General features: G+C 48.7%; 31 protein-coding genes, 1 pseudogene and 1 riboswitch. Of the genes and pseudogenes, 12 read left to right on the forward strand and 20 right to left on the reverse strand.

Features of this window, described 5'->3' with window-relative positions; translation table 11 throughout:
* Positions 1 to 82: 82 nt before the first annotated feature.
* The 4 genes from cytX to thiM are packed head-to-tail and all read right to left on the reverse strand — an operon-like array spanning position 83 to position 3,566.
* Positions 83 to 1,282, reverse strand: coding sequence for a putative hydroxymethylpyrimidine transporter CytX (gene cytX / locus MZO40_RS01870; RefSeq protein ID WP_105960956.1), 1,200 nt, complete (start codon positions 1,280 to 1,282; stop codon positions 83 to 85).
* Entirely contained in the window at positions 1,279 to 1,935 is a 657-nt protein-coding gene (gene thiE, locus MZO40_RS01875) for a thiamine phosphate synthase (RefSeq protein WP_105922083.1), read from the reverse strand. Before thiE ends, cytX begins: the two co-directional genes overlap by 4 nt.
* Positions 1,925 to 2,749, reverse strand: a complete 825-nt coding sequence (thiD, locus tag MZO40_RS01880) for a bifunctional hydroxymethylpyrimidine kinase/phosphomethylpyrimidine kinase (protein WP_003637362.1) — start codon at positions 2,747 to 2,749, stop codon at positions 1,925 to 1,927. Before thiD ends, thiE begins: the two co-directional genes overlap by 11 nt.
* Before the next feature lie 25 nt (positions 2,750 to 2,774).
* Positions 2,775 to 3,566, reverse strand: coding sequence for a hydroxyethylthiazole kinase (gene thiM, locus MZO40_RS01885; RefSeq protein WP_105960954.1), 792 nt, complete (start codon positions 3,564 to 3,566; stop codon positions 2,775 to 2,777).
* Positions 3,567 to 3,645: 79 nt separating this feature from the next.
* Positions 3,646 to 3,751: riboswitch (TPP riboswitch) on the reverse strand.
* 160 nt (positions 3,752 to 3,911) lie between these two features.
* Between thiM and MZO40_RS01890 the strand changes: the two genes are divergently transcribed.
* Positions 3,912 to 4,883 carry a zinc-binding dehydrogenase gene (locus MZO40_RS01890; RefSeq protein ID WP_105960953.1) on the forward strand — a complete coding sequence of 324 codons (972 nt, stop codon included), beginning with the start codon at positions 3,912 to 3,914 and terminating at the stop codon, positions 4,881 to 4,883.
* Between the two features lie 291 nt (positions 4,884 to 5,174).
* On the opposite strand, the gene larE is transcribed toward MZO40_RS01890, so the two are convergent.
* Genes larE through larA form a run of 6 tightly spaced genes read right to left on the reverse strand, consistent with a single transcriptional unit; the run spans position 5,175 to position 10,190 of the window.
* Entirely contained in the window at positions 5,175 to 6,005 is an 831-nt protein-coding gene (larE, locus tag MZO40_RS01895) for an ATP-dependent sacrificial sulfur transferase LarE (RefSeq protein WP_050338349.1), read from the reverse strand.
* A gap of 23 nt (positions 6,006 to 6,028) precedes the next feature.
* The gene (gene larD, locus MZO40_RS01900; protein ID WP_105960952.1) at positions 6,029 to 6,745 is read right to left on the reverse strand and encodes a D/L-lactic acid transporter LarD; all 717 of its coding nucleotides are present in this window, start codon (positions 6,743 to 6,745) and stop codon (positions 6,029 to 6,031) included.
* A gap of 4 nt (positions 6,746 to 6,749) precedes the next feature.
* The gene (gene larC / locus MZO40_RS01905) at positions 6,750 to 7,181 is read right to left on the reverse strand and encodes a nickel insertion protein (protein WP_122217454.1); all 432 of its coding nucleotides are present in this window, start codon (positions 7,179 to 7,181) and stop codon (positions 6,750 to 6,752) included.
* Between the two features lie 38 nt (positions 7,182 to 7,219).
* Positions 7,220 to 8,122 (reverse strand): LarC family nickel insertion protein, encoded by a 903-nt coding sequence (locus MZO40_RS01910; protein ID WP_122217455.1) that lies wholly within the window; start codon positions 8,120 to 8,122, stop codon positions 7,220 to 7,222.
* 30 nt (positions 8,123 to 8,152) lie between these two features.
* Positions 8,153 to 8,914, reverse strand: coding sequence for a nickel pincer cofactor biosynthesis protein LarB (larB, locus tag MZO40_RS01915; protein ID WP_252133066.1), 762 nt, complete (start codon positions 8,912 to 8,914; stop codon positions 8,153 to 8,155).
* Between the two features lies 1 nt (position 8,915).
* Positions 8,916 to 10,190: a nickel-dependent lactate racemase gene (larA, locus tag MZO40_RS01920; RefSeq protein WP_050337987.1), complete on the reverse strand. Its 1,275-nt coding sequence runs from the start codon at positions 10,188 to 10,190 to the stop codon at positions 8,916 to 8,918.
* A gap of 250 nt (positions 10,191 to 10,440) precedes the next feature.
* On the opposite strand from larA, the gene MZO40_RS01925 reads away from it, so the two are divergent.
* The 5 genes from MZO40_RS01925 to MZO40_RS01945 are packed head-to-tail and all read left to right on the forward strand — an operon-like array spanning position 10,441 to position 13,888.
* Positions 10,441 to 11,106 carry a Crp/Fnr family transcriptional regulator gene (locus MZO40_RS01925; protein WP_003637353.1) on the forward strand — a complete coding sequence of 222 codons (666 nt, stop codon included), beginning with the start codon at positions 10,441 to 10,443 and terminating at the stop codon, positions 11,104 to 11,106.
* Positions 11,107 to 11,120: 14 nt separating this feature from the next.
* Positions 11,121 to 12,107 (forward strand): cobalt transporter CbiM, encoded by a 987-nt coding sequence (cbiM, locus tag MZO40_RS01930; RefSeq protein ID WP_105960948.1) that lies wholly within the window; start codon positions 11,121 to 11,123, stop codon positions 12,105 to 12,107.
* A complete protein-coding gene (locus MZO40_RS01935; RefSeq protein WP_252133067.1) occupies positions 12,082 to 12,903 on the forward strand; it encodes an energy-coupling factor transporter transmembrane component T in 822 nt (273 codons plus the stop codon). Before cbiM ends, MZO40_RS01935 begins: the two co-directional genes overlap by 26 nt.
* A gap of 1 nt (position 12,904) precedes the next feature.
* Entirely contained in the window at positions 12,905 to 13,636 is a 732-nt protein-coding gene (locus MZO40_RS01940; protein ID WP_162255276.1) for an energy-coupling factor ABC transporter ATP-binding protein, read from the forward strand.
* Between the two features lie 18 nt (positions 13,637 to 13,654).
* The gene (locus MZO40_RS01945) at positions 13,655 to 13,888 is read left to right on the forward strand and encodes a hypothetical protein (RefSeq protein WP_003637349.1); all 234 of its coding nucleotides are present in this window, start codon (positions 13,655 to 13,657) and stop codon (positions 13,886 to 13,888) included.
* A 138-nt stretch (positions 13,889 to 14,026) separates the two neighbouring features.
* Here MZO40_RS01945 and MZO40_RS01950 read toward each other — a convergent pair whose 3' ends face one another.
* Positions 14,027 to 14,776 (reverse strand): hypothetical protein, encoded by a 750-nt coding sequence (locus tag MZO40_RS01950; protein WP_252133068.1) that lies wholly within the window; start codon positions 14,774 to 14,776, stop codon positions 14,027 to 14,029.
* A 668-nt stretch (positions 14,777 to 15,444) separates the two neighbouring features.
* On the opposite strand from MZO40_RS01950, the gene MZO40_RS01955 reads away from it, so the two are divergent.
* A complete protein-coding gene (locus MZO40_RS01955; protein ID WP_105960945.1) occupies positions 15,445 to 17,088 on the forward strand; it encodes a peptide ABC transporter substrate-binding protein in 1,644 nt (547 codons plus the stop codon).
* Between the two features lie 414 nt (positions 17,089 to 17,502).
* Here MZO40_RS01955 and MZO40_RS01960 read toward each other — a convergent pair whose 3' ends face one another.
* From MZO40_RS01960 to MZO40_RS01975, 4 genes are all read right to left on the reverse strand, one after another.
* Positions 17,503 to 17,841 carry a helix-turn-helix domain-containing protein gene (locus MZO40_RS01960; protein WP_050337994.1) on the reverse strand — a complete coding sequence of 113 codons (339 nt, stop codon included), beginning with the start codon at positions 17,839 to 17,841 and terminating at the stop codon, positions 17,503 to 17,505.
* A 204-nt stretch (positions 17,842 to 18,045) separates the two neighbouring features.
* Positions 18,046 to 18,480 (reverse strand): hypothetical protein, encoded by a 435-nt coding sequence (locus MZO40_RS01965; protein ID WP_050337995.1) that lies wholly within the window; start codon positions 18,478 to 18,480, stop codon positions 18,046 to 18,048.
* Between the two features lie 89 nt (positions 18,481 to 18,569).
* The gene (locus tag MZO40_RS01970) at positions 18,570 to 18,770 is read right to left on the reverse strand and encodes a hypothetical protein (protein ID WP_065674428.1); all 201 of its coding nucleotides are present in this window, start codon (positions 18,768 to 18,770) and stop codon (positions 18,570 to 18,572) included.
* A gap of 51 nt (positions 18,771 to 18,821) precedes the next feature.
* Positions 18,822 to 19,307 carry a hypothetical protein gene (locus tag MZO40_RS01975; RefSeq protein WP_181186548.1) on the reverse strand — a complete coding sequence of 162 codons (486 nt, stop codon included), beginning with the start codon at positions 19,305 to 19,307 and terminating at the stop codon, positions 18,822 to 18,824.
* Between the two features lie 193 nt (positions 19,308 to 19,500).
* Here MZO40_RS01975 and yaaA point away from each other — a divergent pair, with 193 nt between their 5' ends.
* Entirely contained in the window at positions 19,501 to 20,247 is a 747-nt protein-coding gene (gene yaaA, locus MZO40_RS01980) for a peroxide stress protein YaaA (RefSeq protein WP_050338351.1), read from the forward strand.
* A 124-nt stretch (positions 20,248 to 20,371) separates the two neighbouring features.
* On the opposite strand, the gene pepI is transcribed toward yaaA, so the two are convergent.
* Positions 20,372 to 21,256: a proline iminopeptidase gene (pepI, locus tag MZO40_RS01985; protein WP_105960944.1), complete on the reverse strand. Its 885-nt coding sequence runs from the start codon at positions 21,254 to 21,256 to the stop codon at positions 20,372 to 20,374.
* A 137-nt stretch (positions 21,257 to 21,393) separates the two neighbouring features.
* Between pepI and MZO40_RS01990 the strand changes: the two genes are divergently transcribed.
* Positions 21,394 to 21,549 carry a hypothetical protein gene (locus tag MZO40_RS01990; RefSeq protein ID WP_162985045.1) on the forward strand — a complete coding sequence of 52 codons (156 nt, stop codon included), beginning with the start codon at positions 21,394 to 21,396 and terminating at the stop codon, positions 21,547 to 21,549.
* A gap of 253 nt (positions 21,550 to 21,802) precedes the next feature.
* The gene (locus MZO40_RS01995) at positions 21,803 to 23,131 is read left to right on the forward strand and encodes an MATE family efflux transporter (RefSeq protein WP_050337999.1); all 1,329 of its coding nucleotides are present in this window, start codon (positions 21,803 to 21,805) and stop codon (positions 23,129 to 23,131) included.
* Positions 23,132 to 23,231: 100 nt separating this feature from the next.
* Here MZO40_RS01995 and MZO40_RS02000 read toward each other — a convergent pair whose 3' ends face one another.
* Positions 23,232 to 23,558, reverse strand: coding sequence for a helix-turn-helix transcriptional regulator (locus MZO40_RS02000; RefSeq protein ID WP_252133069.1), 327 nt, complete (start codon positions 23,556 to 23,558; stop codon positions 23,232 to 23,234).
* A gap of 177 nt (positions 23,559 to 23,735) precedes the next feature.
* Between MZO40_RS02000 and MZO40_RS02005 the strand changes: the two genes are divergently transcribed.
* A complete protein-coding gene (locus MZO40_RS02005) occupies positions 23,736 to 24,761 on the forward strand; it encodes an NADP-dependent oxidoreductase (RefSeq protein ID WP_105960943.1) in 1,026 nt (341 codons plus the stop codon).
* A gap of 18 nt (positions 24,762 to 24,779) precedes the next feature.
* Positions 24,780 to 25,457, forward strand: a complete 678-nt coding sequence (locus MZO40_RS02010) for a type 1 glutamine amidotransferase domain-containing protein (protein ID WP_105960942.1) — start codon at positions 24,780 to 24,782, stop codon at positions 25,455 to 25,457.
* Between the two features lie 107 nt (positions 25,458 to 25,564).
* On the opposite strand, the gene MZO40_RS02015 is transcribed toward MZO40_RS02010, so the two are convergent.
* The 3 genes and pseudogenes from MZO40_RS02015 to MZO40_RS02025 all read right to left on the reverse strand — a co-directional run.
* Positions 25,565 to 25,765 carry an N-acetyltransferase gene (locus MZO40_RS02015; protein WP_225367173.1) on the reverse strand — a complete coding sequence of 67 codons (201 nt, stop codon included), beginning with the start codon at positions 25,763 to 25,765 and terminating at the stop codon, positions 25,565 to 25,567.
* A complete protein-coding gene (locus MZO40_RS02020) occupies positions 25,699 to 26,007 on the reverse strand; it encodes a hypothetical protein (protein ID WP_225367179.1) in 309 nt (102 codons plus the stop codon). Before MZO40_RS02020 ends, MZO40_RS02015 begins: the two co-directional genes overlap by 67 nt.
* A gap of 176 nt (positions 26,008 to 26,183) precedes the next feature.
* Positions 26,184 to 26,396, reverse strand: a pseudogene (locus tag MZO40_RS02025) (EamA/RhaT family transporter); the annotation flags it as partial.
* Positions 26,397 to 26,403 lie beyond the last annotated feature (7 nt).

The following is a 26,403-nucleotide window of genomic DNA, read 5'->3' on the forward strand; positions in this document are numbered from 1 at the left end:
TCTCTTTGCCCTCTTTCCAAAAAAATCCCACGGTAACTGAATATTACCAATGGGATTATCATTTACTTTTTATTAGAAATTGTCAACGACTAAGCTCGCCGCGCGTCAGTGGCGCTAGTTTGACGACTAAGCCACTCAACCAGACCGCTAACCCTAAACCGACTAGCACTAATAGCGTCGTGCCACCAATAAAGTCTAGTTTTTGGAGCTGATAGTACGCAACGATACCAATCACCCACCAACTAAAATTGAGCCAGTATGGTAACGTTGCTTTGCGGATAAAGTAGGTGACGAAGATAATCGCGTACAATGGCGTGAAGACAGAACCAATCAGGTACAAGAAGTTCTCATAGTAGGTCATTGCCACGGTCAACGCAATCACCAGCCCCACGACGGTCACGCCAATTGCGAGTCGGTTAATATGCCGACTACCGGTCAAATTCGCCAGACTGGTGGCCGCCGAATACGTATCCAAGAAAGTCGTCGTGACCGTTGAGAAGACGATGATCAGTAACGCAATCAGCCCGAGACCTGAGCGTGTCAACAGGGCCGTGATATCGGTTTGGCCTGTTCGCAAAACGACTAACAACCCAGTCACAAACATCACGATGCTGCCGAGCATGTAGCCCCCAGCGCTGACCAGTGCAACGGGTAACGGTCGGTCAACACGCTGCGTGTAATCCCCAATCAGCGGTAACCAGGACAGTGCCATCGTGACGTTTAGCTCGACTGCTTGACCAAAAGTCAGACTGTCTGCCGGTAGCGAATGTGCTGTGGCGGGGGCCATGAAGACCATCGTGAGCATCAGGACGGTCCCAATCACGAGTAAACCGACCACGAAATTGTTGATTTTGAATAGCAGCTGACTGCCCATCAATAACCAACCGATAATCAGAACAGCCACAATCGTTGCCATCAAGATAGGACTTTTGAAACCAAATAGCTGCCCGCTGATACTGTTCATTGCTAGCTGGGCATTGACGATCATGACGGCGGTCCAACCGACCAGTTGTAAGGCGTTTAGCCCAGAAGCTAGCCAGACACCACCCTGACCAAACGCCAGCTCAGCTGAAGCCAACGCCGAGCGGTGCAGCTTGGCACCTAAGTACCCAGCTGGCAACAAAAACAGGCCACAGCCAATCAGGTGTCCGAGAATAATCGCCACTAACCCACGCGTTAACCCTAACGGCGCAATCAACGTTCCCGTCAGGATTTCGGCAATTGAGATGGCCGCCCCGAGCCAGAGCAAGAATTGACTACGAAACAAGCGCCCTGTCTTCATAATTGCGCCTCACTTGCCGTCAACATCGCCTTAACCGTCGCAGCCATGTCAGGGCTCTGCGCTAGCATTGAAATCACCGCTGCACCCGCAGCTCCCGTCGCCGCAATCGCCGGCAGTTGGTCGACCGTAATCCCACCAATTGCGACAATCGGCCGTTGTGACGCTGCCACTAATTCCCGTAAGCCAGCTAACCCAACGACCGGATCCGCGTCAGCCTTCGAATTGGTCGGAAAAATTGGCCCACTGCCGATATAAGCAATGCCATCAATCTGATTAGCCACTTTAATTTCTGCTAATGTCGAACAGGATAGTCCCACAAATAATTGTCCCGCGACCCGTTCAATCACTTGTGTCACGCGGTCATCGCTTTGACCGACGTGAATGCCATCCGCCTGCAATGCTAAGGCGAGTTCCACATCATCATCCACAATAAACGGAACGTGCGCGTCCGCACAGCGCTGGCGTAATCGCTGACCAAGTGTCAACCGTTGGGCGGCCGTTAACTGACTAGCGCCCTTATCACGATATTGAAAAGCCGTAATGCCGGCGTCGAGGGCCGTTTGTACGACCGTTTCTAAGTCGCGGCCCACCACGTCTTGTGTGCCACAAACAAAGTAGGCGCGTAGTTGGGCTGGTTCAAACTCAAGCGTCATGGATGGTCACCTCCTCACTGAGCGCTGCCCAATGATTTAAGGGACCGTGACCATGCCCAACTTGGATACCGTCTTGAATCGTTCCCGCCACGTAAGCTTTCGCTGTCTGAATGGCAGCTGCCATGGACTGACCCTTCGCGAGTTCTGCGGTGATGCAAGCCGACAACGTATCGCCAGTGCCATGCGTCCGTACCGTTTCGATTCGAGGTGCCGACATCCAAAAGGCAGTGCCGTCCGCCAACAACACAAAGTCATTCGCCAAATCCGGATTGTCCCCGTGACCGCCCTTAATAATGACCGTCGCCGCACCTAAATCCTGTAACGCGTGCCCGGCTGCAACCATGTCTTGATTACTGGTGATGTGGTGTCCCGTCAACCGTTCAGCTTCTGGTAAGTTGGGCGTCACCACCGTTGCTAATGGGAGCAACTCATCACGAACCGTCTGAATAGCATCTTCAGCCAGCAGTGCTGCGCCACCTTTGGCAATCATGACTGGATCGACCGTCAGTGGTCCAAAATCGACTCGTTTTAAATTTTCAACAACGGCATGGACGTGTTCAGCATCCGCCAACATCCCAGTCTTACAAGCGCGAATCTTCAAATCCGCCGCCAATGAGGCAAACTGTTCATCGATCAATTTAGTTGGCATCGCCATAAAATCTTGCACGCCCAACGTATTTTGCGCCGTCACGGCAACGACGACTGCCGTCCCAAAGACGTGCCGGGCTTGCATCGTTTTCAGATCAGCCATGACACCGGCGCCACCGCCGCTATCCGTCCCGGCAATCGTTGCAACTTGTGGAAATTCATTCATAAAACTCTCGCGACCCTTCACTTATTTAGTTTAATTTTGCAATTGCTTGAATCTCTTGCACCGAGACGAGGCTCAGCCGATCAATCAAATCGATGGCAAACGTCGCCGGCCGCGCAGCCGTCATCTGACTAGCAACCAGTTCGCCGGCACCCGCCAAGACGACGCAGGCCACTTGAGCCGCGTCATAAATAGCTGTCGGGCTAACCGCGGCAAACGCAGCAACGATGCTGGATAACAAATCTCCCGACCCGACGTGTAGCTGAAAGAGTGGCGTCCCATTGGCAACTTTAGCGACCCGTTTGCCATCCGTAATAACATCCGTGGGGCCCGACAAAATCACGCAACAGTTAAATTGCTGCGCACACCGTTTGGCAATTTCGACCACGTCACCCTGGCCCGCACCGGCATCAATGCCCTTCGCTTGCCAGTCGATGTCAGCTAGCGCGGCAATTTCGCCCGCATTTCCCCGAATCACATCGACCGAAAACTTGTCTAATAAATCCAAAGCGACTTGTTTACGATAGGGAACCGCCCCCACCGCAACCGGGTCCAGCACAACTGGCTTATGATACTGATTAGCCAACTTTCCAACAACGGCCATTTGATTGACCTGTTGCGTCGTCAACGTCCCCATGTTAATGCAAACTGCCCCCGCAATTTGGACCATTGACTCCGCTTCCTGTACTTCTGCTGACATAATGGGCGACGCGCCTAGCGCATTCAACCCATTGGCAACATCTTGGACCGTGACAAAGTTGGCGATGTTAAAAACGATTGGATTTTGATCGCGCAACGTGTTCAATAATTGTAACGTCATTTCAAGTCTCCTCCTTAGTCCTGGTCACGGCTAATAAAAAACGACCACTGATCAACTTACATCGATCCAGTGGTCGCTAATAGTAGCAATGACACTTTCCTACGCAAGTTTGAGCTTACAGGTTCGAAGGGATCGGCACTTACAGCACCATCTCAGCCCATTTTTGGACACCCCTAGTGTTTTGAGAATTCAATTGTTACCCTCTAGTTTACCGATTGTAACCGGTAACGTCAATCTTTGTGTCGGCCCATTATTCGCGCAAACACAACGTATTATCGTTTAATCTTCATTGACGTAATGGTTATAATAAAGACAACTAAACTTTAAAGAAAAGAGTGATTGTCGATGCAAGCACTAGTTGTCCCTGCGCCATCAGATCGTTCCTTAGAACAGCTTGAATGGCAAGAACGGCCCATGCCTGAGCTGGGAGCCGACGAAGTTTTGATTAAAACGCAAGCAGTCGGTCTCAATCCTGTTGATTACAAATTAGTCCTAGGTGGCGATGACGCCTGGAAATACCCCCACATTTTAGGCCTGGACGTGGCCGGAATCGTTGAAGCGGTCGGCGCTAAAGTCACTGACTTTGCCCCTGGTCAACGGGTCTGCGGTCACGCGAATCTGGCCAAAGATGGGACGTTTGCGGAATATACCTGCTTGCCCGCTGCCGCCCTCGCCAAAATTCCAACGACCCTCAGCTTCGAAACTGCCGCGGCCAGTCTCTGCGCTGGTTTGACCGCCTACCAGGCTTTGTTACGCAAAGCCAACCTGAATGCGGTGCACACCGTCCTCATTCACGCGGGTGCCGGTGGTGTCGGCAGTATGGCCATCCAGTTGGCGAAAGCTGCGGGCAAAACGGTCTATACGACGGTCTCGCAACGCAAACAGGCCTTTGTCGCACCGCTTCATCCTGATGCGCAAATCGATTACCGCCATGAAGACGTGACGGCTAAGATTCAAGCATTGACTCAGCAACGGGGTGTCGACTTGATTGTCAACACGATTGGTAATCCTGAAGCTGACTTGCCTCGTTTGGCCTACAACGGACAGCTGGTTTGCATCCTCGAGACACCTCAGGCCTTCCCCAAAAACCAAGTCGTCAGCGTTAGCAAGCTCGATTTAGGTGGCGCTCATCGCAGCGGCAACCCCGCCCAAGTCGCGGACCTCGGTCAAATGGCTGCCGCCCTGTTAGCTCTGATTGAAGCCGGCAAAGTCGACCCCTTGATCAGCGAAGTCTTGAAACGCGACCAGCTCGTCGATGGTCTGCAGCAACTCCAAGCAGCCCAAGTGGCCGGTAAACTCGTGGTGACGTTTGATTAAGTGACGCCACGTTGGGTCTTCACGATTCAGTTATCTCAACAATTTTCTGCCAGAACGAATTTTAACGTCGCGAATCAAATCTCATTGTCACAATCGCTGAACGGTGATTGTGACAAATGCAATCGAATCAAAAGAAAAATGCACTTCAAGGGCGGCCTTGAAGTGCATTTTTGGGGTGTAAGCCAATGACCATTATTGGTAGAAATTCGGCTGGTATCATCGTCATTGGCGCCATGGACGAACAAGTCCTCTTGCCGCCACCTCCTCGTCCATGGTGGACTAAATCAATTATTAAGCAAAGGTTGCCAATTGGGCCTTCGTCAAGGTGTCGTTCATGCGACCACTACGGAAGCCGCCTAAGTCGAGGGTCACGTAACGGAAGCCTAACGATTGTAATTGACGGTTGACGCGGTCGTTGAAGACCAAGAAGTCACCGATGCGTGCTTCTGGTAATTCGATTCGCGCAATGTCATCGTGGAACCGGACCCGCACCGTGGGGAAACCTAAGTCCCGCAAGTACTTTTCTGCGGCCATCACTTGGGCAATGTTGTCATGCGTCAACGTCGTGCCATATGGGAAACGTGAAGATACGGAGCATGAGGCCACTTTGTTCCAGTTCGTTAAACCGAGTTCTTGTGCCAAAGCCCGCACATCCGTCTTGAAGAAGTCGGCTTCTTGTAACAAGCTCCGAGCGCCCGCTTCCGTCCGTGCCTTCAATCCTGGCCGATAATCATTTTCGTCATTTTTGATCATGCCATCTAGGACGGCGGCACTCCCATTGTTTTCAGCAATGGCGTTCAACCGGTCGTAGAATAGTTTTTTAGCATAGTACCAACTGTCAGGCGTATTGTGTTTGATGTGGTCGTCACTCAAATAATCGAGCGTCGTCCCTTGTACGTCGGCGCCTAATTCTTCGGCTAAGCTGATGGCTTTGTCGAACTCTTCATCCGTGAATAATTCTGAATTGGCGACAACTGCCGTCACGTTATCACGGCCCAACACATCCAAGGCCATTTTTAAAACTAGGGTACTGTCGATACCGCCGGAAAAGGCCACCGTGACCCGTTTTAAATCTTTTAAGGCGGCGATTAAAGTTGCTTTCTTCGTTGCTAAAGTTGTCATAAATTCCATTCTTCTCTCTTAATTTAATTAATCCCAAAAAAGCCATGCATGAACCAAGCGGCACAGGCAGCACCGACAAATGGCGCGATGCCGGGAACGATGATGCCATATTGCCAGTCACTATCCGCTTTGTTCGCAATCGGTAAAATCGCGTGAGCAATCCGGGGCCCCATGTCACGCGCTAAGTTCATCGCGAAACCAGTTGGGCCACCTAGTCCCATCCCAATCGCCCAAACGAGCAGGCCAACGCCAATTGGCACGATCCCCGGCGTTTTGATCTCAGAGATCGCTAAAATCCCAGAAATGAAAATAAAGGTATCGAATAATTCCACAAAGAAATTCCGCGGTAAGTTCCGAACGGCTGGCGCGGTACAGAATAAATTCCGAATCGTGATTGGCGAGATTTCATCCGTCGATGCTTTGAAATGGTCGGCATACATGATCCAAACAATCACTGACCCGACAACGCCACCTAATACTTCGGCAATCGAATACGGAATGAACACTGACCAGGCCAGGTTTCCTAGCAAACACTGCGCCAGCACCATGGCCGGGTTGATACAAACGTTGCCAAAAATGAACAGTGCGATGCTGATCCCAAACCCCCACGTCGTAATCGCAAAAATATGACCGGAGCCCCGGTACTTAGTGCCTTTCAACACGGAACTACAATGAACGCCCACCCCAAAAATAATCATGAGGGCCGTGCCCATAAACTCGGCAATTAGCTGATGTCCCAAAAAATTACGCCTCCTCTTCAATTTGGTCTACAGCAACCAATGCTGCCTGGTAGACCGTCCTAAACGGAATATGCAACTGTTGCGCCAGCTGTGCGCAATCCGCATATTCCGGCATTGTCTTCTTAATATCTTGATAGGTCGCCACTTTAACGCGAATGGCCCCGTACGGCGTTGCGACGGTCAAAAAATGCCGTTGCATAATGGCGCGCTGCCACGTTTGGTAACGCACACCAATCGTCGTGGTCTCCTGTAAAATCAACTTGGTCAGTAAGTCTTGATCGTCAACGTTTCCCAATACCGTTAACTTAATCGCTGGCCGATCTTTTTTCATCTGAATCGGGGTAAAAAACACATCGTATGCGCCCGCCGTTAATAACTGGTTCATCACGTAACCCAGTCCCTCACCCGTCTGGTCATCCAGATTGGCCTCAATCATCAAGACCGCATCGGCCGTCTGTTCAACGACTTGCTGACTTAGTTTTTTTTTTCGAATAAGACCGCTCGCAACGCGTTAAAGCCACCCGTATCTCGTTTGCCAAACCCATAACCGACCTTCGTGGCAACAGCGTGTTCTGGCAACGGCCCGAAGTCTTGTACTAACGTCTTCACAATACCCATCCCAGTCGGCGTGATCAATTCTGTATGCACATCTAACCGTTGCTGAATCGGAATCGCGCTTCCGACTCGCATCTGCATCACCGCCGGAACGGGAACTGGCATCTGTCCGTGAGCCACGTTGATAAAGCCGCTGCCATCACTTAAGGGTGACGACAGAATCGTATCGATCTGCATCAATTCCAACCCGACGCAGCAACCGACAATGTCGACGATTGAATCCAGTGCGCCCACTTCATGGAAATGCACTTCAGCTAGTGGCATGTGATGGACCGCCGCCTCTGCTTGCGCGATTTCCATAAAGATCGCTTTCGCGTGATGTTTCACGGTATCTGATAAGTCACTCGTATCGATTAGCTGTTCAATATCTGCTAAATGGCGCGCTTCGTGATCGTGATGATGCCCGGCTGCATGGTCACGCTCGTGTGTATGCACATATTCATGCACATGATCATGGTCATGTTTATGGTCATGGTCACATTCACGTTTATGTTCACATTCATGCTCATGTTCATGATGATGTCCATGTTCATGATGTTGTTCCACAAAGCCATGGTCCTTGCCACCCGCGACCTGAACGTCAAAACTCGTGCCATAGATACTACTCTGAGCTTCCCGGTGGCGGGTTAATTCATAACCGTGCACGTGTAACTTAGCCAATTCGGTTTTTAATTGCTCAAAATCAAGGCCTAAATCGAGTAGCGCGCCCAGAAACATATCACCGCTGATTCCCGAAAAAGCATCTAAATAAAGTGTTTGCATTCGTCTTCTCCTTGTTCAGTTAACTGAATCTTACATTTGATTAATCATACTAGCCGAATAGGCGGCGCCAAAACCATTATCAATATTGACCACGGTAATCCCCGACGCACAGCTATTGAGCATCGTCAGTAACGCGGTCATGCCTTGAAAGCTGGTCCCATAGCCGATACTCGTGGGCACGGCAATCACTGGTTTGTCGACTAAGCCGCCGACAACGCTAGCCAGTGCACCTTCCATCCCAGCAATCACGATTACCACCCGGGCGCCACGAATCACATCGAGTTTGGCAAACAGTCGGTGAATTCCCGCAACGCCGACGTCATAGACCCGTTCAACGCGATTGCCAAACGTCTCGGCTGTGACCGCCGCTTCTTCGGCAACCGGTTGATCGGAGGTTCCCGCCGTCACTACGGCAATGTAATCTTGAGTCTTCGGGGCAGGTTGTTCCCCAACCGTCATACACTGCGCTGCCGCGTGATAAACGGCCGTTGGCAATGCCGGCTGTAGCCCCGCAAATTTGTCTGCAGATAACCGGGTCGTTAAAATCGGTAATGCTGACGTTGGTGCCGATACCGACTGTTGTGATAACGCCTTAACGATGCCGACGATTTGGGTGGCCGTCTTACCCGCTCCGTAGATGACCTCAGGAAAGCCATTGCGGCGTTGCCGGTCTAAATCGACGTTTGCAAAACCCAATGCCGCTGTCTTGTCCGCTTCTAACTGTTGTGCGGCCGCCGTCGGACTCAATTGCCCAGCCGCCACTTGTTGTAGGATTTCTGTCGTGGTTGCCATGCTACTTCACAATGACGCCTAGGCCATCGGGAACGACCGTTACTTTGGCTGCTTGCCCCTCACGCGCATAGGCCTTTGCCATCGCTTCATCAAGGGTCGTCGCCAATTCCATGTGCATATTGGTAATCAAGTCTGGATCGACCAGATCAGAAACAAAAATCACGTGATGATGCACGAGGATGCGGGCAAAGATTTGCGCTGTCCACTGGTCTGGAATCGTCTTGAGCCGCGGCGTGTTGATTGCTTGGTCCAAAAATTCCTTGGGGTCGTCAACGTCGGCTAAATTATGATAAAAGCCGTCGCCACCGTGACCATCACGTGCACCGGCTACCATAATGATCGTGCCGCCTTCCTTATTGGTTGCTTCGGCCGCCGTCATCCCTTTAACGGCTTGATAAATATTTTGATCAAGCGGATAACCACCGTTAGTCGAGATGGCAATATCACAGTCGATTGCGGGCACACTGGAGAGTTCTTTGACAAAGTCGCAACCCACTTTATGGGCCGCTTCCATATCGCCGGCAAAGGAGCCAATGATTTTTTTATCTTCGTCTAACACGACGTTGATAATGAACGCCAACTTAGCTGTCCGGGCGGCGTAAACCATGTCTTTGTGAATCGGATTATGCATTAAATTTCCAGTCCGCGCTTTAGGTGAATTAATAAATTCGCCCGAGTGGTTCGCCATGATCGTCTTATATGAGGCGATGCCCGGCAAAACCGACTTGCGCCCACCCGAAAAACCGGCAAAAAAGTGGGATTCAATGAAGCCTTCAGAGATCAGTAAGTCCGCTTCAGCTGCGACTTTATTAATAATGCAATCGCCACCAGATGGCAGCTGGCCAATTTTGACCATACTACTGTCGTCGGTCGAAACATGCATCACGATTTCTTCATGATTGACGATGTCTTCACCGTACTTATTAACGAGTTCTTCGTGCGTCGAAGGCCGATGGAAGCCGGTCGCGACTAGAATTCGAATCCGGGCATCCGGTGCTACCGAACGAATCCGCCGCAATAGAATTGGCGTGATAATGTGGGAAGGAACGGGGCGCGTGTGGTCTGAGCTAATAATGACGATATTGTGCTTACCACGTGCGAGTTCTTCTAACTTAGGCGTGCCGATCGGATTGTCTAATGATTGTTCGACCGTTTCCTGTTCTGATAATTTGTTATGATATGTTGCAGCTTGCGACACTAACTTACCGGCATAATTTTCATCGCTAATTTCAGCCGTAAGTGTGCGCTTGTCATAGGGTAAATCAATTGAAACCATGACTTTGAGCCATCCTCTTTCCTCAAAAGCTAATTTTTGCATGCACGTTTTGTTATACTAGTAGTCGCGACGGTTGTCCGCTACATTTCAAGTTTTCAAAAATAGTTAACAAATGTATACTTTAAATGCGATTGTCACAATCACGAAAACCGCTATGCTTAAGAAGCGTCATTGTCGTGATTAGCGTTGAGAATCGCTATTTTAATGCACTCAACCTTAAATTTATTCACGAAAGAACTGAAAAACTAAGATGGTATTAACTGATATTGAATATTTACTGAGTTATTTGGAAGCCCATCACGTGCCGACGATCCAGAAAAAACGGCACACTTATTTGACTTATCATGGTCTGGCCGAACATTACACCTACGTTTTGAAGGACGGCATCATCAAAAACAGCATTATTTTGCAAGACGGGCGCGAATATAACTTGTCTTATATCGCCAAACCAGATGTGATCTCCCTGTTGCGCGATGAGGTCTCCCGGTCGACTGACCAGCCGTTTAACGTCCGCATCGAGTCCGAATACGCGACCTTCTATCAAGTCAATCGCGTCGCCTTTTGGAAGTACGTCAATAGCACGCCGGAACTTCAAAATTACGTCAAGAACTACTACCGCAAAAAGTTGTCCGAAAACATTTTGCGCCTACAGCGAATGGTGATGAATGGCAAGAAGGGTGCGATTTGTGCGTTTATATATAGTCTGGTGGATTTATTTGGCCGCAAAGTCAACGATGGTATCCTAATCGACTTCGTGGTGACAAATGATGACATTGCGGGCTTCTGTGGCATTAGTTCCCGCAGTAGCGTTAATCGAATGTTGAAAGAATTGCGCACGGATGGCGTGATTACGGTCCAAAATCACAAGTTTATTATTCAAGATGTCAGCTACCTCTTAGACCAAATTGCAAATTAGTGAGGTGCTCATCCGTGCATATTCCGGATAATTATTTAAGTCCCGCGACCTGCGGAACCCTAGTCACCGCGATGGTCCCCGTTTGGACCGTTGCCGTCTTGAAAGTCAAAGTTCAACTCAAAACACATCGTGAAACCCTGCCAATGCTCGGCATCGCCGCGTCATTGGCATTTTTGATTATGATGTTTAACCTCCCGATTCCAGGCGGAACGACGGCGCATGCCGTTGGGGGCACACTACTGGCGGTGCTGATTGGGCCGTGGGCGGCTTGTCTTGCACTGACCGTGACGTTACTGCTACAAGCGTTATTATTCGGTGACGGCGGCATCCTCGCCTTTGGGGCCAACGCCCTGAATATGGCCGTCATTATGCCGTTCGTCGGTTACGCTTGCTATCGGCTGGGTCAAAAATGGCACCATGAAAAATTAGGACTCGCTGTTGGCGCCTATTTGGGCATCAACATGGCGGCACTCGTTGCAGGAATTGAGCTCGGACTACAACCGCTCTTAGCTCATACGACAAGTGGCGCCCCGCTCTATTGCCCGTATGGCCTCAACATCACCGTGCCGGCTATGCTAGCGGCCCACTTACTGGTCGCGGGCTGGGTCGAAGTTGTATTCACGTTACTCGTCTTTCAATTCGTGAAACGCGTCGCGCCGACCAACCTCTATCAAACGCCAACGCTTCGAAATCACCGTCCCTGGATTGCTTTATTGCTGGGACTAGCCGTGCTTTCACCTTTCGGCCTCCTAGCAAGTAATACTGCTTGGGGTGAATGGTCGCCTCACGAACTCCAGCAACGTCTGGTGCAACAACACATTAGCACCCACGCGCCACAAGGGATGGTCCACGGCTTTCACTTTCAAGCGTTATTTAGCGACTATAAGATTGCCGGATTACCGGTTAGTCTGGGATACATTTTATCTGGAATGACTGCCATTTTGATTTTTCTACTTTTGATTCGAGGCCTTCAACATGAAACCAACCCGTCACACCGCTGAGCTGCCAGCGTGGCTGCAAACGACCACGACAGTCGCCACCGCCGCTACTAAGCATCAATGGTGGCAACGCAATCAGCAGCATTTACGCCAATTGCTGAGCCGCCTCGCGCAGCCGACGCCGGTCACCGTTACGACGCGCTGGCAAATCGCCCCGCAATTCAAGTTGGTTCGGTTACTACTGCTGGTCATCTTGATTGCTGTGAGCCGTAACGCCATCCTGTTATGGGGACTGGCCCTACTGATTGGTGGCCAATTATTATGGTTACCACCGCACCAACTCCGCCACTTTATCAAAAGTTGGCTCATTAGCGTTGCGGCGGCATTACTCTTCGTTTTGCCTAGCTACTGGCTAGCTGGCCCCAGCACCTTATTATTTTTCGGCCTCAAAACCAGTCTAATGCTGGCAAACGCCCAGTATTACCGTCTAACAACGCCGTTTCAAGCGTTATTAACGGGCTTGAAGGCGCTCCACTGCCCGGACCTGTTAATCATGACTTTAGCCATTGCAATCACTTACTTGCGGATGCTCGGACAACATTTATTGTTGACGATGGAAGCCTTAGAATTACGGACCGTGGCACCAGCGGCTCATCCGTACCGCTTGATTGGTGCGTTATTCGGTAATTTATATATCAAAAGTTACGCGTACGCGCTAGAACTCTATGCGGCAATGGAAGCACGTGGTTTCAACGGGCATTACGCACGGGCAACGACACATTCAACACATTGGCGTGATTATCTGGCCTTAACACCGGCATTAATCGTGTGGGCCGTCTTTATTTTCTGGGGGCATTAACGTGGTATTGATTAAATTGGTAAATATTTGCTATGATTATCCTGATACATGTGGGTTAAACGCGCTCAATTTGACGATTGATGCGGGTGAGTTTGTGTGTCTCATGGGTCCCAATGGCTCGGGCAAGTCGACATTGTTACGGCTCCTCAGCGGTTTAGCGAGTCCCACCAGCGGCACTTACTGGTTGCACGACCAAGCCATTACGGCTGACTACCTTGCCAACGCACAACAACGCCAGCGACTCCATCAACAAATCGGGATGGTCTTTCAAAACACTGACGTCCAGTTGTTTAACACTTCGGTCGCGGCCGAAGTTGCGTTCGGGCCCCGCCAACTGGGATTATCTGCGGCCACCATCAAGCAACGTGTCGACGATTGTTTGGCACTAACTGACTGCGGCGACTTGGCCGACCGCGTCCCGTACCAACTGTCGGGTGGCGAGAAGAAGCGCGTGGCACTAGCTAGCGTGCTCGCATTAAACCCGGAAATTTTATTGTTAGATGAACCGTTGAACGGCCTCACGATCGCCGCTCAACAGCACATGCTGACCCTACTGCAACGGCTACAAGTTGCTGGCAAGACGATCATTATGGCGAGCCACAACTATCAACAAGTTCAAACCGTTGGCGAACGTTTCATTATTTTTAATCCTACCCACCAAGTCGACGCTGACCTAACGCGTACTGCCCTAGCGCAGCAACCCGCGCGGCAAGCGCAATTGATGACTTTATAATTAAGAGGAGTTGAGAAGATGCTTAATCCAAATACTGAAATCCATCGTGGTTGGAACCGGCGCGTCGTTACCGGCAAGACCTTAGCTGAATGTGACGAACGTTTAGTGAAATATTTAAACGATCAAGATTACGGTTCAGGTGAATTCGTCGTTTTACATGAAAATGACGGCAGTAACGAAAATACCGGTTACGACTTACCTGATGGCGATAAATGCTACATCAGTTTCTTGATTTACAACAGCCGACTTTAAGTTGGGGCAACACAAAAAATGCTTACTAGTGATTGATCACTGGTAAGCATTTTTTGTTAAGCTAACAATCTATTCTGATTTTAGTCCTAATTGTGTCACCATTATCCGTCGAAACAAAATTGTTTCACGTGAAACATCTTACTTCAAATAAACTCGAGTCAGTGCTTCATTCATGCGCTGGTTCTCTATTTCTGCGGCGTGAATCGCCTGTAAAACCTGCTGCTCGTCACCCTGTGGCTGCGTTAAAGCCACCCAAACATCAACGTTAGCCTGATGAACATCATCACTGTAATGTGCCGGAAGCGCCGTTGAAGCTTGTGGTGTTGGTTTATCAATTTGCTGTAATGTGCCGCCTAGCTGGTCAATTGCCGTAATCAACGCCGCCACTGGTGCCTGCAGTGGCTCGGTTGCTGTGTCGTTTAACTGGCGGAAGCCAACGCTATCCCCTAACGTCCAGTTCCCACTAATGGTGGTCGTATCCACCGAATCAGTCGTTCGTTGATACGTGATATATCGTATCGGCATTGGACCTGTGACTAATAATCCGGGCATAGCCGCTAAGTTTTGATTAATTTCCGCCAAACTCAATTCACGAAAATCATGCCCTGTGAGTTCATAGCGTCCACCAATTAATTGATAATCCACGAGACCCATGGCTTTGACTAGGCCGGCTTGCACCTTAAAGCCATCGTACGCCACGTGCAATGCATCAAAGACATCAATCGCTTGCTTGTCCGTCCGAAAACCAAAGTTGGGACCAGCCCCTTCTGGATAAACGAGATTGCACTGATACTGAAATGAAATCCCAATAACACCTAAATCTTGATTTGCCTGCTTCGCTTCATCACTAAATTCGCCAAAATAACCGGCAACTACTCGAAAACTCATGTCGTGGCGCCTCCTCTGTGTGACTGTTCATTTATGAATTCGTTTACATCCTTGATGTCATTATAATTTCTATTCTCACAGAATGAAAGCTATTAGTTTAGCTGAACTATCGAAAGCCACTAGCCATTTAGCGCCAACACTGTATTATTACCGTTAAAGTCCGTTAGGTAAAAAATCTGATTGTTGACAATCATCCGCTGACCAATATTTTTCCAGCCCTTGACAACTGATTTTCATTAGCGGTATACTCTTTTCAACAAAATATCGTCCTTATAAACCAATGAGGTGGAGATCAAGATTATCGTGCCCGCACAGAGAGTCATCGTTGCTGAGAGTATGGCCGAACGCAGGTAATTAAATGGACCACCGAGGGCTTTTCCGAAATCGACATTTGTCGAGAGTACGATAAGACGTGCGACATACGTCAGTTGTCAGGGGAATGTTGGTTCCCTATGGAGTAGGAGTGTTTGCGGAATTTATATGACTAAATTCGTGAACACTCAATTAAGGTGGCACCGCGGTTCTCAAAACCGTCCTTAACACGGCATTGGCTGGATAAGGACGGTTTTTTTGACTTTCAAACGGGGTGAAATACATGGTCACAAAACGATGGCAAAACTCATTGTACAACTTCAACCAATCTAATTATTCTTTTGGAGGAATACAACATGAGTTTATCACGGGGACACAAATTATTATTAACGATCGGCGGCGTGGCAATTATTGGCGGTATCGGATTCACCGTTAACGCCCATTCGCAGGCCGGTCATACCAAACAATCACAGGTCATCAACTTATCCGCTGGCTCTGAAATCATGAGCCTTGACCCGGCCAAAATGACTGATAGCACTTCTAACAGTCAACTGACGCAGGTTGATGAAGGCCTATACCGCCTGAACAGCCAGAGTAAACCAGTCAACGCCTTGGCAACTAAAACGACCGTGACCAACAATGGCCACACATATACCATCAACCTGCGCCATGATGCGCGCTGGAGCAACGGCCACAAAGTAACCGCCCATGACTTCGTCTATTCATGGAGACGGACGCTTGATCCGAAGACCAAGTCTGAATTCACTTACGTTTTTACGAATATCAAAAACGCTGACGCGATTGCGGCGGGTAAAAAACAACCGTCCACGCTCGGCGTCAAAGCTAATGGCAACTATCAATTGACGATTACGTTAAGCAAACCGGTCGCCTACTTCAAAAAGATTTTAGCCGTTTCGACCTTCTATCCGGTCAATCAAAACGCCGTCCAGAAATACGGGCAAAAGTACGGCACTTCAGCCGCCAAGACCGTTTATAACGGGCCGTTCACACTCACCGGCTGGACTGGGGCCAATAATACTTGGACACTGAAAAAGAACCCGACTTATTATGACCATCAGCTCGTTCGACTCCACCAAATCAATTATCAGGTCATTAAGTCTAATACGACGGCCTATAATCTGTACCAGTCAAACAAGCTTGATACGGTCACCCTTAGCGGTGAACAGAGTGTCCAAAATAAGACTAATTCTGAATTAAAAACACTCGCTGGTGGTCGCATCGGTTTCATTCAGTATAATCAGCACGACCACGTTGCCGCCAACCAGAAGCTACGAACGGCGCTATCCTTAGCCATCAATCGCAACCAGTTAACGCACAAGGTATTGGCCAACGGATCGATTCCGGCGAAGAGTTTCGGTGTTCGTAATATGGCTAAGAATCCCAAGACTGGGGCAGATTTTGTCGATGATGCCACGGTCAACGGTACGGTCAGCTATGATTTAGCCAAGGCCCGGACCACCTATCGCCAGGCACAACAACAATTGCATCAAAAGCAGCTGACCTTGTCGATTACTTGTGGTGATGATGATGCCTCGCATCAAATCGCTGAATTCATCCAAGGTCAGCTCACCAGCCATCTACCCGGTCTGAAAGTCAATATCAAGGCAATGCCATTCACTGCCATGCTGGGCAAAGTCTCCAAGGGTGACTATCAGTTGAATCTGACCAGCTGGGCCATGGATTTCGCTGATCCATCGCAATCACTGACGATTCTGACATCTGATAGTAACTCCAACATGGGGCATTATCAAAGCAAGTCCTATGACCGTGCAATGCAAGCCGCTGAAGGCATCGACGCCTTAAATGCAACGAAACGTTATCAAGATTTAGTCCAAGCAGGCAAAATTGCATTGAACGACCAAGCAGTCACACCGTTGTATGAAGGTCGTTCTAGCATCTTGGTCAAATCTCATCTACAAGGTGTCGTTTATAACAACTTCAGTGGTGCCGCCAATTATCGAACTGCTTATGTTAAGTAATTGAACTGATGTTGCGGGCAAAGAGCATGCAACAGCTAATCAGTGGTAACCAATTAACCTGCGTCTGGACAACCGTTTCTAACTTTGTTCAACCTTAAAGAAACGAGATTTGCGTGAGTAGGCGGTACTCCTTGTCAAAGAATTAAAGTCCTATTCATTATTTTAAACGGCATGATTCCGGTATTCTTCCAGAATCATGCCGTTTAGTGTTTGTTGACGCCCTCATATTGTACGATGTGCTCCACACTTAGATAATCCCGATAAGCCGATTTCTGAGAGCGATACCTCGAAAACCAATTTTTCTGTTTTGGGCTGGCTCCAAAAACACACCATATCTGAACCAATGACTATATTTGAGCCAACATTTTATCTTTAAAAGACACTCACTGCATTCGCTTCAGACCGCTGTCCTGTTTACTCATGGGTCATCGCCTCTAAATCCACATAGCTTTTAATGTCTAAGAGTAGTTTCTTAAACTCCCTTGTGGATTCCCGACTTGAAAGTTCTCCCATTAAAACGTATGCGGGCTCATTAGAATCTTGTTTGTTCTCGTCCTTAGCTAATTGATTGGGTGTCATGCCCGTCACTTTACAAATACTGATCAGATGTTTAGTTTGGATTTTTCTTTCCCCTTTAAGCATCTGACTAAGCATCGTCGGACTGACTTGAATTTGTTCTGCCAACCACACTTGTGATGATTTCGTTTGCTTCAGCCATTTCTTTATGTTTTCAATTACGACTGTATTATTCATTCATCTTATCTCCAAGTCACTGGTTAAGTTTCAACAACATTTTTATTAGACTCGAGTCTTGTATCATGCTTTACGTCCAGAAACGACCTCACCCCAGCAAAATACTGGAATAAGGCCGTATAAATAAAGTAAAGCTTGTATTATTTCAACAATCAATTTGGCAGGGACCAGCACGCTTAAAACGACTGTTCTTCTACACTTAGTCTAGTCAAACTGTAACGTTTGTTTTTCGCCACCCACGCCGGCATCGACGAACAGTGTGGATAATTTCAATTCGAAGACGACCAAGGTTGATCCAATGGCATCCCATACTTGTTGATAGTTCGGAATCGTTTTTAAATATTGTGGGAGTAACTCATCCATGGTCTTAGTGGACCGTTGTAACTTGACGTGTTGCGCGCGTAAATAAGGGTTCCCGGGCGTCCCGTCATTAGGAATCGTGATAAAGGCAATATCTGGATTCTGATCATAGACCTTTAAGGCCGGACTCGTCTTAACCGATGAAAAATATAACGTATCCGGCTGATCTGCATACCACACAAAGTTGACGATTTTAACGTCGGCTTCGCTATTAACTGCCGTACTAAGCGCAATCTTATTCGTCGTTTGCGCAACTTGCTTTAAAAGTGCTAAATCCATGATGTCAAACCCCTTTTAGTCTTTAATGTGCTTCAACTAATTATAACGCAACCAGGTTCGATTAGGGAACATAAGTTTGCATTCATCAGTTACTGTAACCAATTTCCAATCAGTTGCTCATAATTGCCAATCAACTGTTCCTGTTCGACGAAGCATTCTAAGACGTGAATCGTGTTGGCTTCGTCTTGAAAAGGCGCAAGTTCTAACGTTACCGCATGCGTTCGACTCGGGGAGATCTTACCATACAGACTCAACCACTCGACAACTTGTTGCGGCGTCTGAATAGCCAACAACTGTTCCGCCGTCGTGTGTTTTAGGATTGAGAAAAATTGGGCGGCAATTCAGATGCCCGTGCTCGTCAGATCAGCTTGCGGTACGTTCAAAGTATGCACATAATCGCAAAATTCATTGATGCGCGTAATATTGGCAGTGACCGTACTTTCAGCTTCGACCACTTTTTGCATCATGGATAAATATTCAATTCCACTGCTCGTAATCCGATAAACATACGATTGCTGCATATGAAAGCCACCATTACGCATCGGCATTCGAACCTTCCGGGGTGCCACATCCACTAACCGCGCGTCCTCACTCACGACGCGCAGTACTTCTTTCAAAACCGCATCGCTCAGTGGTCGCTCATCTGCTTCTAAGTAATTGCGGTTATACTTATCTAATAAGAAATTAAGCGTCAGCGCCGTCCCACTCCCCCCATCGTGGTATAAAATCGTTAAGACGTTCCACCCAGCCAGTGGGTGATTCTTGTTGCGCCCTAACACGCTCGCCTTCAGCAGTCGCTTCAATGGTTTTGAAATTTTAACGGCCACACCAATTTCTCCTTTCACCAATGCTTCATTAGCCTTAGTATAGGTGAAAGCGGTAGGCCCGTCTAAGGTGAAAACGAATCAGACGACTCGTCTGCCATTGTCAGAACTTCAGGTCTATATTAAGCTATTACGTAAAAGTGACCTCGTTTCCATTAAATTAATGGCATTATTTTTGATTGAAAGTAGTGATTTCGTGAAAATTATCATCGCTCCAGCTAAAAAAATGATTGTCGATCAAGACGCTTTTCCATCGCTCACGACCCCGGTCTATCTCGACCAAGCACAACAATTACTGACACGGTTGCGGCAATTGAGTTACCCCGAGGCCAAGCAATTGTGGCATTGTAGCGACAAGCTCGCGCAACCCAACTATGATTGGCTGCAAAAAGTTGACCTAACACAACAGTTAACTCCCGCTGTTTTGAGTTACAGTGGGATTCAGTATCAATACATGGCACCAGACATCTTTACCCAACCAGCCCTGGACTATCTCCAGGACCACTTACGTATTTTGTCAGGTTTTTATGGTATTCTGCGCCCCTTCGACGGTATCGTCCCGTATCGGCTAGAGATGCAGGCTCGGCTTAAGATTGGTGCTTACAAGGATCTCTATCATTTCTGGCATGACCAACTCTATCAGGCTTTGACCCCTCAGCCAGAGCCAATCATCAACTTGGCCTCGCAGGAGTATACAAAAGCGATTCGGCCATATCTGGTGCCTGGGCAACCGATGATTGACATCGTCTTTGCCAGTCGCGTTAATGGTCAGTTGAAGACCAAGGCCACCTTAGCGAAGATGGCTCGTGGCGCCATGGTTCGGTTCCTCGCAGAGCATCAAGTGACCGACGTGGCGGCCATCACCCAGTTTGATCATCCCGATTACCAATTTGACCCTGAGGCATCCACTGACCAGCAATTTGTCTTTGTCTATCAACACTAGTCAGACCAAAAAGATTGCTTCAATAACCTTTATCATCGTCGATGCAGCTCAAAACGGCACCCTATCAGCTAGGGTGCCGTTTTTCGTGCGAGTATTTCCCGGGAAATATTACCCCAGATTTTCGTTAGTCGTGTGCGGCCAACCAGCGTTGCAGACGAGCAAAGTAGGCCGTTGGCTCATCAATAAACGCCATATGCCGGCTATGAGCGAATAACGTCCACGTCGCATTCGGCAACTGGTCGACCATCGTCTTGGCAATCAAGGGCGTACACAGGTCGTCCGTCCCACTGGTGACTAGCGTAGGCACTTGTAACTGACGCAACTTGTCCGTGTAATCGTAGTCGGCGAGCGTTCCGGTCGGGCAATACTCGTTTGGTCCCCAGGCTACCTGATAGGCTTGCGTCCCCGTTCGTTTAGGTCGCCGCAAGAATTCCGGGTCAGCGGCCGTGACTGGGCCACTCGCATGCTGGGTCATAAAGTGTTGGTTGGCTGCCTGATATGCCACCCCAGTGAAATCATGGTGCCGCTCCGCTTCTGCAATTGCCGTTTGCTCCGACGTCGGCATCAATCGAATCATTCGATGCTGTTCTTGCGCCCATAATCGAGCAGATGACAAGGTGCTCGCTAGAATCAGGCTTTTAAGGCCTTGGGGCTGATAATCACAACTATAGATAATCGCGAGCATGCCGCCCCACGATTGGCCGAGCAGATGAATAGCCGGCAAATCTAACGCTGTGCGTAAAGTCTGTAATTCCGCCACCCAAGTACTTGCTTGCCACAGTTCTGGCTTATCTGGCATCGACGAGCGACCGCACCCCAACTGGTCATACATGATAATTGGTCGGCCTGTCTGACGTGATAATTCATCAAAACTTTCAAAATAATTATGGGTTGAGCCCGGGCCACCATGTAACAATAAGAGTGGTGTCAACTCAGACTGGCGGTCCCCCACGATCCGATAATAAGTCTGATACCCTCGGAACGGTAAATAACCTTCCGTAATTTTCAAATAATCGCCCACTTTCAGGTTTTTAACGCTTCATTTTATAAAAGTGAAAATATTAATTCTATTCTAATACAACTCAAAGGACAATGGCGATGTAAGCGCTACAATAGATGTGCAGAAATAATCAGAAACGGGTGACTATGATGGTATTAAGTATTATTACAGTTTTAGGAATGGGATTAATTGCAGCGACTGGTGCGCACTTTGTTCACGGCGCTCAAGCCATGCATGCTGGTACGGTCGGCCATCATACCGGTCAAATGCCAGTCAACCTACACCAGATCGACCTTCGTTAATCCAGTACTTAATCTAACCAATTATGGTGGTATTGCACGCTGAATGGCTGTACAATACCTTTTTTGTCTCGCCAGCAGTGCAACTTTGACTGCAACAATTCAGTGCAGCAATCACAACCACGACCCGCTACCATGCAAAATTTCTTGAGCCCCTTGACACCCAAGCGTATCATGAAAATAATGATTATTTTTCTGTCCGTCTCGTCACACCTTCTACGACCGACAGTTCAGATTAAGGAGTGACCTTATTTTTATGAATGATTTATTCGAAAAGGCACCGATTCCTAAAGCCTACTTTCATCTAGCTTTACCCGTGGTGTTAGGAATGGTTGCCAGTATGATTTACAACTTGGCTGACACCTTCTTCGTTGCTCAGACTGGCAACGCTGATTTAGTCGCCGGGATTGCGCTCGGCAGCCCCCTGTTTTCATTTATGCTGGCGATTGGCGATATTTTTGGTCTCGGTGGCAGTGCCGTGATTTCACGAGCGCTGGGGAAACATCATTATGAGCAAAGTGCGCGTATCAGTAGTTTTTGCTTTTATATCGCAATTGCTCTCAGCCTCGTGATTACCGCGCTATTATTGGTCTTTGAGCAGCCCATCCTCGGGTTATTGGGCGCGACTGCCGCCACGCGGCCCTATATCTCAGATTTCTATCGCATCTTAGTATTGGGGTCAACGTTCATCATCGTCTCACTGGTTCCCGGCAATATTATTCGGACTGAAGGCTTGGCGCAACTATCGATGATTGCGACGATCAGCGGGACCGTTTTGACAATCATCCTTGATCCCCTCTTCCTATTTGGCTTTCACTGGGGTGCTTCGGGGGTTGCTTTTGCGAACGTCTTGGGCTACGCCGTGAATACTGGACTGCTGGTGCTCTTTATGCGCCGGACGAAGACCTTGTCACTGGCACCAAAACTCGCACACGTTTCGCGGCCAGACTTTAAGGCCGTGGTCGCGGTCGGAATTCCCGCCTCATTGACCAATCTAACGCAGAGTTTTGGGATGATGATTTTAAACAGTTACTTGGCTGCTTATGGCGCCCAAGCCGTGGCCGCGATGGGAATCGTTCAAAAAATCTACATGGTCGTCATGATGGTGATGGTTGGCTTTGCCTTTGGTGCTCAGCCCCTCATCGGCTACACGTACGGTGCCAAAAATTGGGACCGCCTGCGAGCGACACTCCGGTTTGACTTAAAAATTGAAGGCGGCTATGCTTCGATTTGTGCCATTATTTTGATGTTATTTGCCCCACAGCTGATTAAATTATTTATGAATCAAGCCGCAATCATCAGTATGGGAACTCATATGCTCCGGGCGATGCTGCTGACGACACCATTGGTCGGCTTCATTCTAGTCTTCACGACGGTCTTCCAATCAATCGGCGCGGCTATGAGTGCGTTGACGATGGCCCTTTCTCGTCAGGCGGTCTTGCTGGGACTAGCCATCGTGATCCTGGCCCAGTTATTCGGGTTAACCGGGATCATCTGGGCACAACCCGTTGCCGATGTCCTAACTTGCTTGATTGGTTGGGCCCTTTACCACCAGGCGTTCAAAGCCATTCGGACGGCAGCTTAGTCCAAATTTCTTAGCAAATCCCTTTCATCATACAAAAACACCTGCGCAAGAAGACACCCACCAGGGGGCCATTTCTTGTGCAGGTGTTTTTCGTGTTGTGTTAGTTGTTTTGTGGGGATTGTTGACTGGCAATATCAGCCTCTAAGGAAGCGGTCAGCTCCCGCAGTAATTTTAATGTTGGCCCCATATTGGCACGATAATACCGCTCAGTTCCAGTCTGGTTCACTGCTACGATGCCCGCGTCCAGCATTAATTTCAAATGATGCGAGACAGCTGGTCGTGACAAGGCCACTTGCTCCGTAATCTGATTGACCGTCATCTGGTCAGTCCGGCATAGCATCACGAGAATTTGTTGGCGATGCGTATCTTGTAAAATGCTGAAAATTGGCACTCCTGCTTTGAAAATTGCCATCGTTTGTTCTGCCATCTACTCACGTCCTTTAATGATAAAAGCTGGCTTACTCGTTCGTATTCTTAAACCATTTAACACTTGCAAACGACAAAAGTCAAACAATAATTGTTGACTTTTAGTAAGCGACGGTCTAAAATCAGCACCATGCTTTGTTCAAGATGTTAAACGCTTGAACGGATACGGAGGAACCTTATGAAGGCAGCACAGATTAACCATTACAAACAAACCACTCTGACACTTACAGACACGCCAGTTCCTGTCGTTGGCGCCCACGACGTCCTCGTCAAAATTATGGCCGCGAGCATTAATCCGCTCGATTTAAAAATTATGGCCGGTGGTATCCGACCCCTGCTCAAATATCACATGCCGTTAACGTTGGGTAATGATTTTGCCGGCGTAATTACTGAAGTTGGTGCTCAAGTCACAGCTTTCAAAGTTGGCGATGCAGTCTATGGCCGTGCGCCTAAAGACCGTATCGGTACCTTCGCTGAGTTTATCGCGATCGATCATACTGCCATTGCCTTCAAGCCACAGAACCTGACTTTCACCGAGGCCGCCGCAATTCCACTAGTTGGTCTCACGAGCTACCAAGCGTTACACGATATCATGCAGCTTCAGCCTGGTCAAAAAGTCTTTATTCCTGGTGGTTCAGGTGGTATCGGTAGTCTAGCGATCCAGCTGGCAAAGCACTTCGGCGCATTCGTTACCACAACCACTAGCCCGCAACATTTCGACCTCGTCCGGTCCTTAGGTGCCGACAAGATTATCGATTATCATCAGCAAAACTTTGCGGACGTATTAACTGATTACGATGCGGTCCTCGATACCCGGGGTGGTCAGGACTTACAAGCAGCCTTCAAAATCATTAAACCGGGCGGCCACGTTGTCAGTATCGCCGGCTTACCTAACGCTCGGTTTGGCAAATCTTACGGTGTGCCTGTCTGGAAACAATGGTTGTTTGCCCTCGCGACCCGGCCCCTCAGTCGGTTAGAAAAGCAAACGCATGCGACCTATGATTTCTTGTTTATGCATCCGAGTGGTCAGCAGTTGACCATTCTAAACGAACTACTGGCGCAAGGCACACTGCGGCCAATTATCGACCGCGTGATGCCACTTGATCAAATTAATGACGCGTTACAATATTCGCATTCCGGCCACGCGACTGGCAAAATTGTCATTGAAGTTGCAACGACTTCAGCTGACCAGAATGCGCACTAATTTTAGGAGTGATTAACAATGAAAAAAGTGCTGATCGTCGAAACTAACGTCATGCGTTACCAAGGTACCAACGACCCCACCGGTTTATGGTTGGGCGAAGCAGCAGAGTTTGTCGATGAAATGCAGCGAGCCCACATTGACGTGGATTACGTCAGTCCTAAGGGCGGCTTTGTGCCACTAGATCCACGAAGCATGAAGTACACGGACGCCGCAACCATGGCGATTTACGAAAACCCTGATTTTATCGACCGCGCCCTGAGCCATACCTTGACGCCCGGCCAAATCAAGCCTGAGGATTACGCCGCCATTTATTATACCGGCGGCCATGGTGTCATGTGGGATTTTCCAGATAATCCTGAATTGCAGGCCATTGCCAGTGCCATTTATCAGCACGGCGGCTATGTCACTTCCGTCTGCCATGGGATTGCTGGGCTGTTCAACATCAAGGACGCAAACGGGCAATTCCTGATTGCGGGCAAAACAATTACCGGCTTTACTGCCACTGAAGAGCGTCTCGCCGGCAAAAAACGGGTCGTGCCCTTCCTTAATCGCGACCAAGCAACCGCGCACGGCGCCACGTTTAGCCAACACCGTTTTTACAGTGAATATGCCGTCACTGATGGTCGACTGATTACGGGCCAAAATCCATTTTCAGTCCGCGCCGTTGCGACACAATTAATTACTAAGCTCGCTTAAAAGATGAGCAATCCACCAAGTATGCCGAATACCGACACACTTGAACGGACTGCTCATCTTTTAAATGACATGATAAAAATTTGTTCATGCAGCGTCCCAAAAGGCGCCTAATCGACATATTGACGACCAGTATCACGGAACCCATGTTGACGATAAAACTGTTGCGCAGTGTCATTGTTAGCCAAGACCAATAGATAGATTTGCAAAAAATCAGCACGCAACTGTTGCAGAGCCGTCGTGATTAATTGGTGCCCCACCCCATCATGCTGATACGCTGGGCGCACGTATAACGAATACAGCTCCCCCACCCTGCATATGCCGCATTACGGGCCGGACCATATGTACAGACACCGATGATTTCACTACCGGACGTTACCGCCAGTAACATATCGCGCCAATGTCGTTCAGGACGCCAAATAGCGGGTGTGAGTTGCTTAAGGGCGACTTCAGGAATTAAGTCGCGATAGGCTGATAACCAAGTCTCGTAATAGACCTTTCGAATTGACGCAAAATCACTGTCCGCTCGCGCTGGTTCAATATGATAAGTCATTTTGCTCGCCACCTTTCAAGTTGGTCCTAGATTACCCGAAGTGTGTCGTTGAGGCAACTAATAAGTGGTCACATTGAGTAATGGGATGATTTTTTAGGAATGTTTCACGTGAAACATTCCTAAAAGCCACCAGCGAGTTCAACCTCGCTGGTGGCTTTGTACGTAACTATTAATTTTTAGCGCATCCGCCGCCGATTCAACACATTCGGTAAAACAACGGCCATAATGATGACAACAACCCCCACCATCTGAACCCAGTCAACGGTTTACGCAATAGCCACGACAATCGAATCCGGCAATTCCAACGAAGAAAGAATTGGCACAATGCCCAGCTCCAAGTATGGCATGAATAATGAGTACATGACCAATCGGGAAACCATGAATAATAGCAGATTA

Origin of the sequence: Lactiplantibacillus sp. B652 (assembly GCF_023806745.1) — a bacterium.
Classification (GTDB): domain Bacteria; phylum Bacillota; class Bacilli; order Lactobacillales; family Lactobacillaceae; genus Lactiplantibacillus; species Lactiplantibacillus pentosus.

What these genes read in the sequence shown, in the direction of transcription:
- MZO40_RS01955 (WP_105960945.1), top strand. Translation starts at nt 15,445, where the DNA reads ATGAGTTTATCACGGGGACACAAATTATTATTAACGATCGGCGGCGTG.
- MZO40_RS02005 (WP_105960943.1), top strand. Translation starts at nt 23,736, where the DNA reads ATGAAGGCAGCACAGATTAACCATTACAAACAAACCACTCTGACACTT.
- MZO40_RS01960 (WP_050337994.1), bottom strand. Translation starts at nt 17,841, where the DNA reads ATGAATAATACAGTCGTAATTGAAAACATAAAGAAATGGCTGAAGCAA.
- larA (WP_050337987.1), bottom strand. Translation starts at nt 10,190, where the DNA reads ATGGTTTCAATTGATTTACCCTATGACAAGCGCACACTTACGGCTGAA.
- larC (WP_122217454.1), bottom strand. Translation starts at nt 7,181, where the DNA reads ATGATTGAGGCCAATCTGGATGACCAGACGGGTGAGGGACTGGGTTAC.
- MZO40_RS01965 (WP_050337995.1), bottom strand. Translation starts at nt 18,480, where the DNA reads ATGGATTTAGCACTTTTAAAGCAAGTTGCGCAAACGACGAATAAGATT.
- MZO40_RS01995 (WP_050337999.1), top strand. Translation starts at nt 21,803, where the DNA reads ATGAATGATTTATTCGAAAAGGCACCGATTCCTAAAGCCTACTTTCAT.
- cytX (WP_105960956.1), bottom strand. Translation starts at nt 1,282, where the DNA reads ATGAAGACAGGGCGCTTGTTTCGTAGTCAATTCTTGCTCTGGCTCGGG.
- thiD (WP_003637362.1), bottom strand. Translation starts at nt 2,749, where the DNA reads ATGAATGAATTTCCACAAGTTGCAACGATTGCCGGGACGGATAGCGGC.
- MZO40_RS02020 (WP_225367179.1), bottom strand. Translation starts at nt 26,007, where the DNA reads ATGACTTATCATATTGAACCAGCGCGAGCGGACAGTGATTTTGCGTCA.
- MZO40_RS02010 (WP_105960942.1), top strand. Translation starts at nt 24,780, where the DNA reads ATGAAAAAAGTGCTGATCGTCGAAACTAACGTCATGCGTTACCAAGGT.
- thiM (WP_105960954.1), bottom strand. Translation starts at nt 3,566, where the DNA reads ATGACGTTACAATTATTGAACACGTTGCGCGATCAAAATCCAATCGTT.
- larB (WP_252133066.1), bottom strand. Translation starts at nt 8,914, where the DNA reads ATGGCAACCACGACAGAAATCCTACAACAAGTGGCGGCTGGGCAATTG.
- MZO40_RS01925 (WP_003637353.1), top strand. Translation starts at nt 10,441, where the DNA reads ATGGTATTAACTGATATTGAATATTTACTGAGTTATTTGGAAGCCCAT.
- larE (WP_050338349.1), bottom strand. Translation starts at nt 6,005, where the DNA reads ATGACAACTTTAGCAACGAAGAAAGCAACTTTAATCGCCGCCTTAAAA.
- MZO40_RS02000 (WP_252133069.1), bottom strand. Translation starts at nt 23,558, where the DNA reads ATGGCAGAACAAACGATGGCAATTTTCAAAGCAGGAGTGCCAATTTTC.
- MZO40_RS01910 (WP_122217455.1), bottom strand. Translation starts at nt 8,122, where the DNA reads ATGCAAACACTTTATTTAGATGCTTTTTCGGGAATCAGCGGTGATATG.
- MZO40_RS01950 (WP_252133068.1), bottom strand. Translation starts at nt 14,776, where the DNA reads ATGAGTTTTCGAGTAGTTGCCGGTTATTTTGGCGAATTTAGTGATGAA.
- thiE (WP_105922083.1), bottom strand. Translation starts at nt 1,935, where the DNA reads ATGACGCTTGAGTTTGAACCAGCCCAACTACGCGCCTACTTTGTTTGT.
- MZO40_RS01890 (WP_105960953.1), top strand. Translation starts at nt 3,912, where the DNA reads ATGCAAGCACTAGTTGTCCCTGCGCCATCAGATCGTTCCTTAGAACAG.
- MZO40_RS01990 (WP_162985045.1), top strand. Translation starts at nt 21,394, where the DNA reads ATGATGGTATTAAGTATTATTACAGTTTTAGGAATGGGATTAATTGCA.
- MZO40_RS01945 (WP_003637349.1), top strand. Translation starts at nt 13,655, where the DNA reads ATGCTTAATCCAAATACTGAAATCCATCGTGGTTGGAACCGGCGCGTC.
- MZO40_RS01935 (WP_252133067.1), top strand. Translation starts at nt 12,082, where the DNA reads ATGAAACCAACCCGTCACACCGCTGAGCTGCCAGCGTGGCTGCAAACG.